General features: G+C 70.6%; 12 protein-coding genes. 5 read left to right on the plus strand and 7 right to left on the minus strand.

The window, feature by feature from the left end:
• Positions 1–14 precede the first annotated feature (14 nt).
• Positions 15–962, plus strand: a complete 948-nt coding sequence (locus tag FHR66_RS17745) for a DUF3011 domain-containing protein (protein WP_160969057.1) — start codon at positions 15–17, stop codon at positions 960–962.
• Between the two features lie 168 nt (positions 963–1,130).
• Here FHR66_RS17745 and FHR66_RS17750 read toward each other — a convergent pair whose 3' ends face one another.
• Both FHR66_RS17750 and FHR66_RS17755 read right to left on the minus strand, forming a co-directional pair.
• Positions 1,131–1,472, minus strand: a complete 342-nt coding sequence (locus FHR66_RS17750; protein WP_160969058.1) for an FmdB family zinc ribbon protein — start codon at positions 1,470–1,472, stop codon at positions 1,131–1,133.
• Positions 1,473–1,543: 71 nt separating this feature from the next.
• Complete coding sequence (locus FHR66_RS17755; protein WP_160969059.1) at positions 1,544–2,818, minus strand: cation:proton antiporter; 1,275 nt, start codon at positions 2,816–2,818, stop codon at positions 1,544–1,546.
• Positions 2,819–3,312: 494 nt separating this feature from the next.
• Between FHR66_RS17755 and FHR66_RS17760 the strand changes: the two genes are divergently transcribed.
• The gene (locus FHR66_RS17760) at positions 3,313–5,709 is read left to right on the plus strand and encodes a TonB-dependent receptor (protein WP_160969060.1); all 2,397 of its coding nucleotides are present in this window, start codon (positions 3,313–3,315) and stop codon (positions 5,707–5,709) included.
• A gap of 70 nt (positions 5,710–5,779) precedes the next feature.
• On the plus strand, positions 5,780–7,936 hold the full coding sequence (locus FHR66_RS17765; protein WP_167087991.1) for a phosphocholine-specific phospholipase C: 2,157 nt from the start codon (positions 5,780–5,782) through the stop codon (positions 7,934–7,936).
• Positions 7,937–8,077: 141 nt separating this feature from the next.
• Here the strand turns inward: FHR66_RS17765 and FHR66_RS17770 are convergent, their stop codons facing one another.
• From FHR66_RS17770 to bla, 3 genes are read right to left on the minus strand one after another with little or no spacing between them, the layout of a single operon-like run.
• Positions 8,078–9,025: an alpha/beta hydrolase gene (locus FHR66_RS17770; RefSeq protein ID WP_160969064.1), complete on the minus strand. Its 948-nt coding sequence runs from the start codon at positions 9,023–9,025 to the stop codon at positions 8,078–8,080.
• Between the two features lie 41 nt (positions 9,026–9,066).
• Positions 9,067–9,207 carry a hypothetical protein gene (locus FHR66_RS17775; RefSeq protein ID WP_160969066.1) on the minus strand — a complete coding sequence of 47 codons (141 nt, stop codon included), beginning with the start codon at positions 9,205–9,207 and terminating at the stop codon, positions 9,067–9,069.
• Positions 9,208–9,262: 55 nt separating this feature from the next.
• Positions 9,263–10,177 carry a class A beta-lactamase gene (gene bla, locus FHR66_RS17780; protein WP_160969068.1) on the minus strand — a complete coding sequence of 305 codons (915 nt, stop codon included), beginning with the start codon at positions 10,175–10,177 and terminating at the stop codon, positions 9,263–9,265.
• Positions 10,178–10,275: 98 nt separating this feature from the next.
• On the opposite strand from bla, the gene ampR reads away from it, so the two are divergent.
• Both ampR and FHR66_RS17790 read left to right on the plus strand, forming a co-directional pair.
• On the plus strand, positions 10,276–11,154 hold the full coding sequence (gene ampR, locus FHR66_RS17785) for a LysR family transcriptional regulator AmpR (protein WP_160969070.1): 879 nt from the start codon (positions 10,276–10,278) through the stop codon (positions 11,152–11,154).
• 206 nt (positions 11,155–11,360) lie between these two features.
• Positions 11,361–11,651: a hypothetical protein gene (locus FHR66_RS17790; RefSeq protein ID WP_237475401.1), complete on the plus strand. Its 291-nt coding sequence runs from the start codon at positions 11,361–11,363 to the stop codon at positions 11,649–11,651.
• A gap of 312 nt (positions 11,652–11,963) precedes the next feature.
• Here FHR66_RS17790 and FHR66_RS17795 read toward each other — a convergent pair whose 3' ends face one another.
• Both FHR66_RS17795 and FHR66_RS17800 read right to left on the minus strand, forming a co-directional pair.
• Positions 11,964–12,479 carry a YcxB family protein gene (locus FHR66_RS17795; RefSeq protein WP_160969072.1) on the minus strand — a complete coding sequence of 172 codons (516 nt, stop codon included), beginning with the start codon at positions 12,477–12,479 and terminating at the stop codon, positions 11,964–11,966.
• A 91-nt stretch (positions 12,480–12,570) separates the two neighbouring features.
• Positions 12,571–14,430 (minus strand): ABC-F family ATP-binding cassette domain-containing protein, encoded by a 1,860-nt coding sequence (locus tag FHR66_RS17800; RefSeq protein ID WP_160969073.1) that lies wholly within the window; start codon positions 14,428–14,430, stop codon positions 12,571–12,573.
• Positions 14,431–14,529: the final 99 nt, after the last annotated feature.

A 14,529-nucleotide genomic window follows, 5' to 3' on the forward strand; every position in this document is an offset into this window, starting at 1 on the left:
GGAGGAGAGAACCCATGTTGAAGCACCTTGGCGGTTGGCTGGTGATCGCCGCACTGGCCCTCACCAGCGCACCTGCGGCGGCCCAGAGCGCCCGCGCCTACGCCCCGCAGGACCTGCGGCAACTGTCGGTCCCCGGCCGGGTCCGGGTGATCGAACGCGAGTACGCCGACCAGTCGCGCGGCCGGCAGATCCCCGACGATCAGCTCGAGTTCTACCTGGACCAGATCGACCGCGGCTGGGGCTTCGGCAACATCCAGCAGGACATCGCCACTTCGCTGCGCGGCCGCGGCGATGGCTGGCGGCAGGAACCGGGCTTCGACGGCCGCACCGTCGCCTGTTCCAGCAACGACCGCCGCCGCCAGCAATGCGCGACGCCGTTCCGCGGGCCAGCCCGGCTGGTCGGCACCCTGTCCGATTCGCCCTGCATCGAAGGCCGCACCTGGGGCTCGGCACCCGGCGTGGTGTGGGTGGACCAGGGCTGCCGCGGCCGCTTCGTCGAAGGCCGCGGCGCACCGGGCGGCAACTGGGGCGGTGGTGGTGGCGGCGTGGCCGGCACCGTGCGCTGCGAAAGCCAGGACCAGCGCCAGCGCGTGTGCCCGACCGGCTGGCGCAACGCCACGCTGGTGCGGCAGCTATCCGACACCCGCTGCATCGAGGGCCGCACCTGGGGGTCGCGCGACGGCGCGGTGTGGGTCGACGACGGCTGTCGCGGCGAATTCGCCGAGGGCCGCGGCGGCGGTGGCTGGGGACCGGGCCGGCCGCCGCTGGACAACGGTTACACGGTGACCTGCAGCAGCGACGACAAGCGCCTGCGCACCTGCGCCTGGGATCGCCGCCAGGGCCGCCCGGTGCTGCTCGAACAACTGTCCGGCACCACCTGCGCGGAAGGCCGCAGCTGGGGCTACGAAGGCAATACGGTGTGGGTCAACGGCGGCTGCCGGGCACGCTTCGGCGCGCGCTGAGCCAGGGCGAACGCCGGGCCCCGCGCGGCCCGATGCATGGCGTGATATGTCGAGTTAGGGGCGGCGCTTGCCGCTCTTTTGGATTAGCCGCGACCGGGTAACGCCTGGTCGCGGCTGAAGCCGCTCCTACGAAGAGCGAAGCGACCGGACAGTTGGCCGAGGCGCGACTCAGGTCGCCGCAGGCTTGGCTGCGGCGGGCGCCGCGGCGGGCGTGGCCGCCGCCGCGGGCTTGGCCGGCGCGTCGGACGCCGCAGCTGCGGCTGCGGGCTTGCTGTCCCCGCTACCGCCGGTGCTGCCCGACTCGGCGAGGTTGCGCTTCTTGTCGCCGTCCTTCTTGAAGTCGGTCTCGTACCAGCCGCTGCCGGACAGGCGGAACGCCGGTGCGGTGAGCTGGCGCTTGACCGCCTGGGCGGCGCAGGACGGACAGGTCTCCGGATCGGGATCGGACAGTTTCTGCAGGCGGTCGAAGCTGTGACCGCATGCGGCACATTGGAAAGCGTAGATCGGCATGGCGGCAAAAACGCGAGAGCAACGGAGGCGGCCAGTATGGGGGCCGCACGCCGGCTTTCAAGCGTCTTCGCTCACGCCGGCCCGGGCTGGGGCCGCGGCGCCGTCTCCGGCACGCCCGCGGGCAGCGTCGGCGCAGGCGTCTCGGGCGCCTCCGCCACCGGCTCGGCCGGCGCCTGCGCAGACGCGGCATCCGCCGGTGCAGGCGGCGCCGCTTCCAGCGGGCTGACGTCGAACGGCATGCGCAGCAGCAACGCCGGCAGCAGCGTGGTCAGGGCCGCGTACAGCAGCAAGGCGCCGAACAGCGCGTCAGCGATGGCGAAGCGGTCGCGCAGGATCCCGGCCAGGACCAGGGTGAAGATCAGCGTGGGCGACAGGGCCAGCGACACCCGCAGGCTGCTGCGCGCGCCCTCGCCGAACAGCACCCGCCGCTGCAGCCAGAGGATGCCGATGCGCAGCGGCAGCACGCAGGCGGTCAGGGCCAGGCCCAGGCCCAGCGCCTGCAGGCTCAGCGCCCCGCTCGGTACCTTGGTGCCGGCATTGAAGAAGTAGAACGGCACGAAGAACGAGGCGAACAGGCGCACCGCCTGCAGGTTCTCGTCGGAGGCCAGCAGCGGCATGCGCTGACGCAGCAGCCGCGCCACCAGCCCGGCGATGAACGCGCCGACCAGGTAGTACACGCCCAGCGAATAGGTGATGTAGGCGGCGATCAGGCCGACCATCACCAGCAGCGAGAACTCCGACCCCGGCGCCTGCGGCGCCACCCAGCGCCCCAGGGCCACGAACAGCAGGGGCAGGCCGACCAGCATCGCCACCAGCGCCAGGCTGGACAGGCCCATCTGCCAGGGATCGCCGGCCTGCAGGATCACGAACAGCGCCGCCAGCGCCAGCAGCTCGCCGGCGATGGCCTTGCTGGTGACCCAGAACCGCTCTTCCTCGTCCAACCCCAGCCGCCCCAGCGACTCGATGATGAAACCGGTGGACGGCGTCAGCAGGGCCAGCGCCAGCAATCCGGCCGCCTGCCACGACAGCCCGGCGTATCGCCAGGCCAGCCAGCCGACACCGAACAGGGTGGCGCCGCGCACCACCAGGTGCAGCAGCAGCGGCCACAAGCCGCGGCGCAGCGCCTTCGGGTCCACTTCCAGGCCGGCGAACAGGAACAGCGAGGAGATGCCGAGCGTGGCCAGCAGGGTCACCACCGGGTCGTGCGCACGCGGCCCCATCGCCAGCATCGCGATGATGCCGAACAGCAGGCAGGTCAGCGGCGCCGGCATCTTGAAGCGCTGCAACGCGCGCGGGATCACCAGCAGGGCGAAGATCAGCAGCAGGTAGATCAGTTCGTGACTCATCGGGCAGGAGGTTCCAGTGCGGGCCCGCCGGCGGCGGCAGCGGGCGATGATGCCGGTTTGCTCGTGTGGTACGCCATCACGGCCGGACCCCGGGCACGGTCGCGCGCCCGTGCGGCGCCGGAGTGCGGCTGCACGTCTACGCGAGGACACGGCCTCGCTGCGAAGAAACCATCGCGCATGCCGGCAGCCGTGCCTGACGCGGGCACCAACGGCGGCGTCACACACGCAGCGATCTCGCTGGAGCGCAATCCTAGCGGCCAGCCGTCCACCATCTGGGTGGCGCGCGCCAACGCTTCACTCCCGGAAGGCGGCACAAGCGCCGCCACGCCGCTTCAGCTACCGGCCGCCAGTTGCCGCGGCGCATGCCGCCGCATCGTGCCAGGCTCGTCTTTCATGCCGATTTGCGCATGATGCATGAATTCGCAAGATCGCGGTCACACGCACGAAACCGCTCGATCGGACCATGAGCGCCCCTCACGCAAGCCACGCACCCGATGACCGTTTCGGCGTATTTCCGCACCCCTGCCCCGACCCTGCTGGCCCTGGCGCTGGCCACCAGCCTCGGCTGCGCCCACGCCGCCGAGGCCAGCGACGGCGCCGACGGCACGGCCCCGTCCGACAGCAGCGACCGGGTCTCGACCCTGGACCAGGTGCAGGTGCTCGGCCAGGCCACCACCTACGCCAAGATCAACGTCAGCAAGGAGGCGCTGGACCGCCAGTTCGCGATGAGCAGCGTCAACGATGCGCTCAACGAGCTGCCCGGCGTGATCGCCACCGAGGCCGATGCGTTCGGCTCCTCCGACTGGGGCACGCAGATCAGCATGCGCGGCTTCGTCACCAACCGCGACGACCAGCAGATCGGCACCACCATCGACGGCGTGCCCAACGGCGGCTCGGCCTACGGCGGCGGCGCCAAGGCCAACCGCTTCATCGACACGCTGGACCTGGAGACGGTGGAGGTTAGCCAGGGCACCGCCGACATCGCCTCGCGCTCCAACGAAGCGCTGGGCGGCACCCTCAACTTCCTCACCAGCGAGCCGCTGGACCAGCAGCGCGTGCGCATGGCCTTCGGCATCGGCGACAACCAGGCGCGCAAGTACTACGCGCGCTACGACAGCGGCGACCTCGGCGGCACCCGCGCCTGGGTCAGTGGCTCGCACGCCAGCAACGACGACTGGATCGACGGCAGCGGCCACACCACCCGCGACCACCTGGCCGGCAAGTTCGTCAGCGACCTCGGCGCATGGACACTCAGCGGGTACCTGTCCTACGACGACGCCAACGAATCGGAATACAGCAGCGTCACCCCGGCGCAGTTCGCCACCGATCCGGACCACGACCTGCTCACCGGCAGGCTCACCGGCATCCCCTACTACGACCAGAACTACCGCTCCGGTTCGCGCGCGCTGCGCAAGAACACCTTCGGCTACCTGCGCGGCCAGTTCGACGGCGGCAACGGCTTCAAGGCCACCCTGACCGGCTATGGGCACGGCCTGAAGGGCCGCGGCGACTGGATCCCGCCCTACCTGGTGGACGTCACCAACGACGGCGCCGGGCGTCCGGAATCCGAATACACCGGCGGCCGCACCGTGTACGGCGGCAATGCCCTGGGCAAGCTCTACTTCGTCACCCCCAGCGGCGCGGCCGCGAGCATGCTGCCGAGCTGCGCCGACACCGCGACCCTGCCGGCCGAGTCCAACCCGGCCTGCTACCCGGCCGGCTCGCTGCCGGTGCAGTCCTACCGCCACAGCCACTACGACAACCAGCGCGGCGGCATCACCGCCGACGTGGAATGGGCACAGGACTTCGGCGGGCTGCACAACACCGTGCGCGGCGGCCTGTGGCTGGAACGCTACGACCGCAGCGTCACCCGCGACTGGCACCGCCTGCTCGACGTCGGCACCAACATCGCCTTCGACCACGTGCCGTACTGGGTGCAGTTCAAGGACGACTACCGCACCGACGAGCAGATGTACTACGCCGAGGACGTGATGCGCTATGGCGACTTCGCCTGGCGCGTGGGCGTGAAGCAGTTCTTCGTCGACCAGACCCGCGACCGCCGCATCGGCGACGCCGCGCACATCGAATCGGATTCGCACTCCGATCCGCTGGTCTCCGCCGGCCTGACCTGGACCACGCCGCTCAAGGGCGTGGAGGCCTTCGCCGGCTTCTCGCAGAACTTCGCCGCGATCCCCTCCGGCGTGCTCGGCGAGACCGATCCGCTGGTGCTGAGCAAGGTCAAGCCGGAAACCGCCGACAACGTCGAGGTGGGCCTGCGCATGAGCCGCTGGCCGCTGACCGGCAGCATCACCCTGTACGACATCCGCTTCGACAACCGCATCGTCTACGTGCCGGCCAACTTCGTCACCGGCATCGACTACCTGGGCGAGACCGACGGCGTCTACGAGAACTTCGGCGGCGTGCACGCGCGCGGCGTCGAACTGGCGCTGGGCTACGCCTGGGACAACGGCTGGCGGCTCAACGGCGCCTACACCTACAACAAGGCGACCTACCTGGGCAGCGGCAACGCCGCGCGCGACCAGGCACTGGAGATCGCACCGGGCTCGCAGGTGATCGGCCAGCCGCGGCAGACCCTGGTGCTGTCGGCCGACTGGCAGGGCCAGCGCTGGCACGGCGGCCTGTCCGGCCGCTACCTCGGCCGGCGCTACCTGGACGCGGCCAACAGCGCGTCGCTGGATGCGGTGACCACCTTCGACGCCAATCTCGGCATCGCCCTGGGCGGGCTGTCGCCGCAGTTGCAGCAGGCCAAACTGGACCTGGTGATCAGCAACCTCACCGACAAGCGCTACCTCAACGGCGTGGACGGCAGCGACAGCGCCTTCATCGCGCCACCGCGCACGGTCGGCCTGACCTTCATGGTCGACCTGTAACCGGCGCCGTGGCAGTCTCGCGGCGGCAGCCGATCCCGGCTTCCGCCGTTTTGTGTTTCCCCGGACCGCCATGACCGACCAGACCCGCCGCCGGCTGCTCCGCGCCGGCCTCACCGCCAGCGCCGCCGGACTGCTGCCGCCGAGCATCGCCCGCGCCGCGGCGATCGCCCCGGACGTGCGCAGCGGCACCCTCGACGATCTGCAGCACGTGGTGATCCTGATGCAGGAGAACCGCGCCTTCGACCATTACTTCGGCAGCCTGGCCGGCGTGCGCGGCTTCGGCGACCGCTTCCCGATCCCCGCACCGACGCTGCCCGGCATCGCCCCGCGCACGGTGTGGCTGCAGCCCAGCGCCGACGGCAGCCGCCCGTTGGCACCGTTCCCGCTGCGCACCGCGCAGAACTTCGCCACCATGCGCGTGCAAGGCACCCCGCATACCTGGCCGAACGCACAGCAAGCCTGGGACCACGGCCGCATGGGCCAATGGCCGGCGGCCAAGCGAGACCACGCACTGGCGTACTACGAACGCGACGACCTGCCGTTCCAGTTCGCCCTGGCCGAAGCCTTCACCGTGTGCGACGCCTACCACTGCGCGATCCAGGCCGGCACCAATCCCAACCGCGTGTTCCTGTGGACCGGGCAGAACGATCCGCACGCCCGCGCCGGCGGCCCGGTCATCGCCAACTCGCACGACAACTTCCCGGAACTGGGCGGCGCCCCGGACGACTACCGCTGGCCCAGCTACGTCGAGGCGCTGCAGCAGGCCGGCGTGTCCTGGCAGATCTACCAGGACATGGCCGACAACTTCACCGACAACCCGCTGGCCGGCTTCGCGCCGTTCCGCGCGGCCTGGCGCGGTGCGCCCGGGCAAGATCCGCAATTGCGCGCACGCGGCGTTTCCAGCCGCAGCCTGGCGCAGTTGCGCGAGGACGTGCTGGCCGCGCGGCTGCCGTCGGTGAGCTTCATCATCGCCGACGCCGCCGGCAGCGAGCATCCCGATCCGTCCAGCCCGGCGCAGGGCGCGGCCTACACCGCGCGCGTGCTCGACGCGCTGACCGCCGATCCCAAGGTGTGGGCGCGCACCGCGCTGCTGCTGATGTTCGACGAGAACGACGGCTTCTTCGACCACGTGCCGCCGCCGGCCCCGCCCTCGCCCGACCCGTCCTCGGCCGGCGGCTGGGCCGGCGCCTCCAGCATCCCCACCGACGGCGAATACCACCTGCACCCGGCACCGGGCGACGCCAAGGCCGACCCGCCGGAGCTGCGCGGACGCCCCTACGGCCTCGGCCCGCGCGTGCCGCTGTACGTGATCTCGCCATGGAGCCGTGGCGGCTGGGTCGATTCGCAGGTCTACGACCACACCTCGGTGCTGCGCCTGCTGGAACGCCGCTTCGGCGTCGCCGCCGCCGGCCTGACCCCGTGGCGCCGCGCGGTCTGCGGCGACCTGCTCGACGCCTTCGATTTCCGCCAGACCGATACGCGCCCTTTCGTCGCCGACCTGCCGGATGTGCGCGAGGCGGCGGCACGCGCCGCGGCGCTGCGCGAGCATGCGCTGCCGCCGCTGCCGACGCAGTTGCAGGCGCCACGACAGGCATTCGGCGTGCGCCGCGCACGCGCGCTACCGTATCGGCCGACGGTGCAGTTGCAGTACGTGCTCGAGCGCGGCGAAGTGCAGTTGCGCATGACCAACACCGGCGCCGCGGCGGTGCTGCACGTCTACGACCGCTACCTGCTGGAGTCGATCCCGCGCCGCTACACGGTGGGCGCCGGTGCAAGCCTGGACGGCACGTGGACCACCTACGACGGCGACTACGACCTGTGGCTGCTCGGCCCCAACGGTTTCCACCGCTACTACCGCGGCGATCTGAGCGCTCCGCTGCTGCAGGCCGAGATCGCCCAGGACCCGGACGACGCGCAGACGCTGTGCCTGGTGCTGCGCAATCCCGGCCCCGACCCGCTCAGCGTGTCCCTGGAGCCGGCCGCCTATGCGCAGGCACAGCCGCGCCAGCAGGTGACGCTGGCGCCTGGTGCCGAGCAGCGCATGCGCTGGAGCGCCAAGCCGAGCGGCGGCTGGTACGACCTGTGGCTGGTCCAGGACCACGCCCGCCAGCGCCTGGCCGGCCGCGTGGAAACCGGCAAGCCCGGCATCAGCGACCCGGCGATGGGCGGGCCGGCGCGGCTGTATCAGGAGAGCCCGCCCAACTATCAAGGACCGGGACCCGTCTGAGGCGGGCGGGATTGGGGAGTCGGGATTGGGGATTGGCAAGAGCGGCGCCTGCACGCTGATGCGTTTCCGCCAATCCCGAATGGTGCGACCTAACTCCGACTCCCGCGGAAGCCGCTTTTACGAATCCCCAATCCCGACTCCCTAATCCCGGCTCTCAAGCACCCCGATCGTCCGCAGCCAGGTCTCCACCAGCTGCGGCCACTGCGCGATCGGGAGGTTCTTTGCACGCAGGCCGAAAGCGTGGCCACCCTTGGCGTAGATATGCATTTCCGTCGGCACGTCGGCGTGGTTGAGGGCGACGTAGTACGCCAGCACCTGCGAGACGCCATCCACGTGGTCGTCCTGGGCCTGCAGCAGGAAGGTGGGCGGAGTGTCGGCGACGACGCGGATGTCCGGACGCAAGGCCAGATCGGTGGGATCGCGGGTGTCGTCATCTTCGTCCTCGTGCGCCCACAGGTGGCCTGGATACACAGCGATGGCGAAGTCCGGGCGGCAGCTGACGCGATCGGCGGCATCCACCAGCGGATAGGTGCGCTGGGCGAAGTGCGTGCTCGCCGCAGCCACCAGGTGGCCGCCAGCGGAAAAGCCCATCACCCCGATCTTGTGCGGGTCCACGCCCCAGGTCGCGGCCTGCTGGCGCACCAGGCCCAGCGTGCGCTGCGCGTCCTGCAGTGCGGTCTGCACCTTCGGGTAGTAACGATGGCCATCGACCCAGGTCGGGCCCGAGTTCGGCACGCGGTACTTCAACAGCACGCAGGTGATGCCGCGCGAGGTCAGCCAGTCGCAGATCCCCGTGCCCTCCAGGTCCATCGCCAGCATTTGATAACCGCCGCCGGGAAACACCACCACCGCGGCGCCGGTGTTGTGGCCCTGCGCCGGATAGACCGTCATGGTCGGCCGGCTGACGTTGTCGATCCTGGCCCCCGGACCGGCCGTTTCCGGCTTCGGATGCGGCAGGGCGTCCGGCACCGCGCCGGGCCAGATCGGCACCTGCACGTGGCCGGGCGCGGGTTCCCAGACACGCGCCTGCGCGGCGTGGGCGAACAGCCCGAGGGCGATGGCGAACGAACAGCACACGAATCCACGCATGGGACGCTCCGAACAGGAAGGGACTGGAAGGGACCGCACGATCAGGTGGCACGGCCGCGGCGGCTGTGGCCGTTGGGTACAACGCAGGCGATCGCGCGCGACATAGACAGAATGGCGACGCCGATGATCGCGAGCGGCGTCGGGTAGGAACGGCTGTTGTCGCCTTTTGTGGAATCAGCCACGACGGACCTTCCCAGTAAGGCCCGTCGCTATTGAAGTCAGCCCTACGGAGAGCGACTAGGCGGCGCGCGGCGCCTGCGCCGGCAGCGTGGCCACCACCGCCTGCGCCACCGCTTTCAGCGCCGCATCGCGCGCGGCGCTGTCGACCTTGGCGCCATTGAGATAGGCGGTCAGCAGCAGCGGCGTGGGCCGTCCTGGCGCCCACACGATGGCGATGTCGTTGCGGGTGTCGGTGCCGTTGCTGCCGGTCTTGTCGCCGATCCGCCAGCCCGCCGGCAGGCCGGCGCGCAGGCAATCCTTGCCGGTGCGGTTGTCGCGCATCCAGCCGATCAGGCGCTGCCGCGAGACGGGTTGCAGCGCCTCGCCGAGCAACAGGGTGCGCATCGTCGCCGCCATCGCCGCCGGCGTGGTGGTGTCGCGCGGATCGCCGGCGACAAAGTCGTTCATGCCCGGCTCGTTGCGATCCAGTTGGGTCTGCGTATCGCCCAGCGCACGCAGGAAGCGGGTCACGCCGGGCGGGTCACCGACCAGCGGCAGCAGCAGGTTGGCCGCGGCGTTGTCGCTGTAGATCATCGCCGCACGGCACAGCTCGGCCGCGCTGAGCGTGCCGCCCACATGGCGCTCGGACACCGGCGAATTCCCCAGCAGATCCGCCTTGCGCACCGGCAGGCGCCGCTCCAGGGTCAGTTCGCCGCGATCGACCCGCTGCAGCACCGCCCCCGCCAATAGAAATTTGAAGGTGCTGCACAGCGGGAAGCGCTCGTCCTGGCGCTGTCCGCCGAGCACCGCGCCGCTGCCGTCGAGCAGGCTCACGCCGAGCCGGCCACCGCTGCGCCGCTCGATCTCGGCCAGTCGCTGCTTTAGCGTTGGCGCCTTGTTTTGCGGCGTTTTTGCCTGCACTGCAGCCACCGCCAGCAGGCTCGCGCCCATGCCCACGCCCACGCCCTGCAGGAACCGTCGTCTCGTCAGCATCGTCCACCTCCGTCGGGAGCCAGGATGATGGCCGCATTGACCTGCCCCCACCAGCGAGGTTATTCAATCGCACCCATGAGCCGAATTGATACCTGGCAATGATCCGTCCGCACCTGCCGCTGAACGCCCTGCGCGCCTTCGAGGCCGCAGCGCGGCACCAGAACCTCACCCGCGCCGCGGCCGAGCTGTGCGTGACCCAGGCCGCACTGAGCCACCAGATCAAGCAACTGGAGGCGCGCCTGGGCGTGGTGCTGTTCCAGCGCCTGCCGCGCGGCGTGGCCCTGACCGACGAAGGCCTGCGCTTGCATCCGGTGCTGACCGAGGCCTTCGACCGCATCGCCTCCACCCTGCAGCGCTTCGCCGGCGGCCGCTATCGCGAGACGCTGAGCGTGGGCGTGGTCGGCACCTTCGCGGTGGGCTGGCTGCTGCCACGGCTGGACGCCTTCCACGCCGCGCACCCGGGCATCGAACTGCGCGTGTACACCCACAACAACCGGGTCGACCTGGCCGGCGAAGGCCTGGACCTGGCGATCCGCTTCGGCGACGGCGACTGGCAGGGCCAGCACGCCACGCCGGTCCTGGATGCGCCGTTCGCACCGGTGTGCGCACCGGCACTGGCGCCGCTGCTTCGCACGCCCGCCGACCTGGCAAGGACCAACCTGCTGCGCTCCTACCGGCTGGACGAATGGCCGCGCTGGCTGCAGGCCGCCGGCGCGCCCGAAGTCCAGGCCGGCGGCCCGATCTGCGATGCCTCGCTGACCCTGGCCAGCATCGCCGCGACCGGCCACGGCGTGGCCCTGCTGCCGCTGCGGCTGTTCGCCCAGGACCTGGATGCCGGGCGCCTGCTGTGTCCATTCCCGACCCGCATCGACCTGGGCCGCTATTGGCTGACCCGATTGCGCTCGCGGGCGGAAAGCGACGCGGGGCGGCGGCTACGCGAATGGTTGCTGGCCGAGCAGGCCGCACATCCCGACTGAGCGGCAGAGCCAGTGCTGCACGTCGCCTTCCACGCCACCTGCGCACATCCGGCACGTGCCTTGCTACGCCTACCAGCAGGCTTTGACAACCATGTGAAGATTTTGTGCACTGCCGCTTGGCGGCCGTGCAAGCTCGAAATATGATCCCGGTCGCAGTCGCAGTGTGCGCCGGGGAAGGCGCCTATCGTCCAGGGGGAAACATGTTGATGAACCGTGGTGTCCTGACCGCCCGTCCGGGCCTGGTCTCGCGTGACGTCGTGCTGGCCGCCGTACTGGCCTGTCTGTGTGTGCTGCATCTGGCCTATTTCCTGCGCGGCGGCGCCAGCGAATGGCATTGGGCGCTCAGCGCCGCGGGCCTGGCGCTGATGGCGCTCAAGGCCGGCCTGCGACCGACGCCGACCGCCCGCCCCTCGCTGAAGAGCCTGCGCTCGCGCACGCCGCTGGACTGGGCGGCGATCGCCGGCGGCCTGCTGGTCGTGGCCAGCGCCGCTGCCTGAGCACCGCAGGCCGGCGCAACGCGCCGGCCGAACCGACCGTCCTCTTCTAGCCGGCACACCCATCGCGCCCCATGGCGCTGGGGCACGTGTGTCACTGCCGCCAGAGCGTCCGCGCCGGCCACGCGCAGCGCCCGGGCCCTGGGCGCTTGCGCATGCCTTGCTGGTGAGGCTTTCCGTTGGCTGGGACAGTGAGGCGTCGGGGCTGAAGCCCCTCCCACGGGGGTGTGCCCACTCGCGCTCCGGCGAGCCTGGACCAAGCGCGGACATCCACATCGCATGCATGTCCAGCGCACGCCGCAACCTGAGCGCCTGCTACACGGTGGACTTGCCAGTTCCGGTTCCCACCCGCGCCGCCAGCCGCCGGAACGCGTCGCGCTGTGCGGCGTCGGCAAACCATGCCGTCGGCACCACGTCGAACATGCCGTCGTTGTGGTACAGCAGCAACACCCGCGGACTCTCGCGATACCGGACGTAATCGCGCCAGCGGCGGTGTACCTCGCCCTTCGGCCAGGTGATGCGGATGCCCACCTGGTCCCATGCATAGGTGAAGCGATGCCGCAGCGACTCCTGCTGCGCGTAGAGGAACAGCAGCTTGCTCGGCACGACCCAGCCGTACCACAAGGCCAGCCAGATCGGAGCACCGCAACTGAAGAAGACCAGCGCCTCGCCCAGCACGCTCGCCCAGCCACCGCGCGCATCAGACAACAACAGCAATACGCCGAGCAGGAACGCACCGCCCATCCGCATCAGTGCGCGGCGCAGCTTGTATCGATGATGCAGGCGTTGCGCAGCGCGGAAATCGTCCAGGCGGATGGTGCCGCTGATCATCGTCGTCGCTCCATGAAGGCATGACCGCGCCGGCCGGGCCTGCGAGATGGGCCATCGGCCGCGTGGCGCGCGGCCGGCCTGTGCGACGCCGTCAGGCGCCGTCGATCAACTCCATCCACGCCTGCTCGGCCTGCGCCAGATCGCGCGCGGTCGCTTCGCGGTCGCGGCCCAGCACCGCCATCTTCTCCGCATCGGCATAGCTGCGCGGGTCGGCGAGCTGGCGATCGAGCTCGGCCAGGGTGGCTTCCAGTTCGCCCACGCGCTTCTCCGCGGCGGCCAGCTTGTGCGGGTTCGGCGGCTTCTTCGCCGGCAGCGGCTTGACCGGCGGCGGCGGGGTCGGCGCGGCCTCGGCCAGTTTCTGCTTGGTGCCCTGCGCGGCCGGCCGAGTGCGTAGCCACGCGGCGTAGGCGTCGAGGTCGCCGTCGAACGGCTCCACCACGCCGTCGGCCACGCGCCAGAAGGTATCGCAGACCAGGCCGATCAGGTGGCGGTCGTGCGAGACCATGACGATGGCGCCGTCGAAATCGGCCAGCGCCTCGGCCAGCGCCTCGCGCATTTCCAGGTCGAGATGGTTGGTGGGTTCGTCCAGCAGCAGCACGTTCGGCTGCTGCCAGGCGATCAGCGCCAGCGCCAGGCGCGCGCGCTCGCCGCCGGAGAAGCCGTCCACCGGCTCGAACGCACGGTCACCCGGGAAATTCCACTTGCCGAGGAAGTCGCGGAACGCCTGGTTCGGCGCATCCGGGGCCAGGTCGCGGAAGTGCTCCATCGGCGACTGGCCTTCATGCAGCGATTCCACCGTGTGCTGGGCGAAGTAGCCGATGCGCAGGTCCGGATGGGCGGCGCGTTCCCCTGCAAGCGGCGCCAGCTCGCCCACCAGGGTCTTCACCAACGTGGTCTTACCGGCACCGTTCGGGCCGAGCAGGCCGATGCGCTGGCCGGCTTCCAGGCCGAAGCCCACGTTGTGCAGAATGACCGCGTCGCTGCCGTAGCCGGCCTCGACATGGTTCAGGCGGATCAGCGAGAACGGCAGTTTGGCCGGCGGCGCGAATTCGATGCGGAACTCGCGCTCGGCGCGCACCGCTTCGGTACCGGCCAGCTTGGCCAGACGCTTCATCCGGCTCTGCGCCTGCGCGGCCTTGCTGGCCTGGGCCTTGAAGCGGTCGATGAAGCTCTGCAGGTGGGCGCGCTCGGCCTGTTCCTTCTCGTGCGCGATCTGCTGCTGGCGCAGTTGTTCGGCGCGCTGACGTTCGAAATCGGTATAGCCGCCCGGATAGAGCTTGGCGCCGCCACCGTGCAGGTGCAGGGTGTGGGTGGCGACGTTGTCGAGGAACTCGCGGTCGTGCGAGATCAGCAGCAGCGTGCCCGGATACTTCAGCAGCCACTGCTCCAGCCAGTACACCGCGTCCAGGTCGAGGTGATTGGTCGGTTCGTCGAGCAGCAGCAGGTCGCTGGGCATCATCAGCGCGCGCGCCAGGTTCAGGCGCACGCGCCAGCCGCCGGAGAACGAGGACACCGCGCGGTGATGGGTCTCGGCCGGGAAGCCGAGGCCGTGCAGCAGCTTGCCGGCACGCGCATCGGCGTCGTAGGCGCCCATCTCGGCCATCTTGGTGTGCGCGGCGGCGACCGCCTCCCAGTCCTCGCGCGCGGTCGCCTCGGCCTCTTCGCTCAGCACCGCGGCCACCGCGGTGTCGCCACCGAGCACGAAGCTCAGTGCCGGGTCCGGCAGCGACGGGGTTTCCTGGGCGACGCTGGCGATGCGCACCTTGCCGGGCAGGTCGACGTCGCCCTTGTCGGCCTCCAGTTCGCCCTTCACCGCCGCGAACAGGCTGGACTTGCCGGCCCCATTGCGGCCGACCACACCCACCCGGTAGCCGGCATGCAGGGTGAGATCGACATTGGACAGCAACAGCCGCTCGCCGCGGCGCAAGGCGAAATTACGTAGGGAAATCAAGGCAGGGCACTCGGCTAGCGAGGCGGAAGTGTAGCCGCTTCGCCGACGCCGGCCCACCCGGGCGGCGACGCGGCGTCGTCCGGGGCGGCCCCCGGGGCA

It is taken from the genome of Xanthomonas sp. F4 (assembly GCF_011761895.1).

Coding starts and splice junctions, on each gene's coding strand:
- FHR66_RS17745 (WP_160969057.1), top strand. CDS start 15: ATGTTGAAGCACCTTGGCGGTTGGCTGGTGATCGCCGCACTGGCCCTC.
- FHR66_RS17750 (WP_160969058.1), bottom strand. CDS start 1,472: ATGCCGATCTACGCTTTCCAATGTGCCGCATGCGGTCACAGCTTCGAC.
- FHR66_RS17755 (WP_160969059.1), bottom strand. CDS start 2,818: ATGAGTCACGAACTGATCTACCTGCTGCTGATCTTCGCCCTGCTGGTG.
- FHR66_RS17760 (WP_160969060.1), top strand. CDS start 3,313: ATGACCGTTTCGGCGTATTTCCGCACCCCTGCCCCGACCCTGCTGGCC.
- FHR66_RS17765 (WP_167087991.1), top strand. CDS start 5,780: ATGACCGACCAGACCCGCCGCCGGCTGCTCCGCGCCGGCCTCACCGCC.
- FHR66_RS17770 (WP_160969064.1), bottom strand. CDS start 9,025: ATGCGTGGATTCGTGTGCTGTTCGTTCGCCATCGCCCTCGGGCTGTTC.
- bla (WP_160969068.1), bottom strand. CDS start 10,177: ATGCTGACGAGACGACGGTTCCTGCAGGGCGTGGGCGTGGGCATGGGC.
- ampR (WP_160969070.1), top strand. CDS start 10,276: ATGATCCGTCCGCACCTGCCGCTGAACGCCCTGCGCGCCTTCGAGGCC.
- FHR66_RS17790 (WP_237475401.1), top strand. CDS start 11,361: ATGAACCGTGGTGTCCTGACCGCCCGTCCGGGCCTGGTCTCGCGTGAC.
- FHR66_RS17795 (WP_160969072.1), bottom strand. CDS start 12,479: ATGATCAGCGGCACCATCCGCCTGGACGATTTCCGCGCTGCGCAACGC.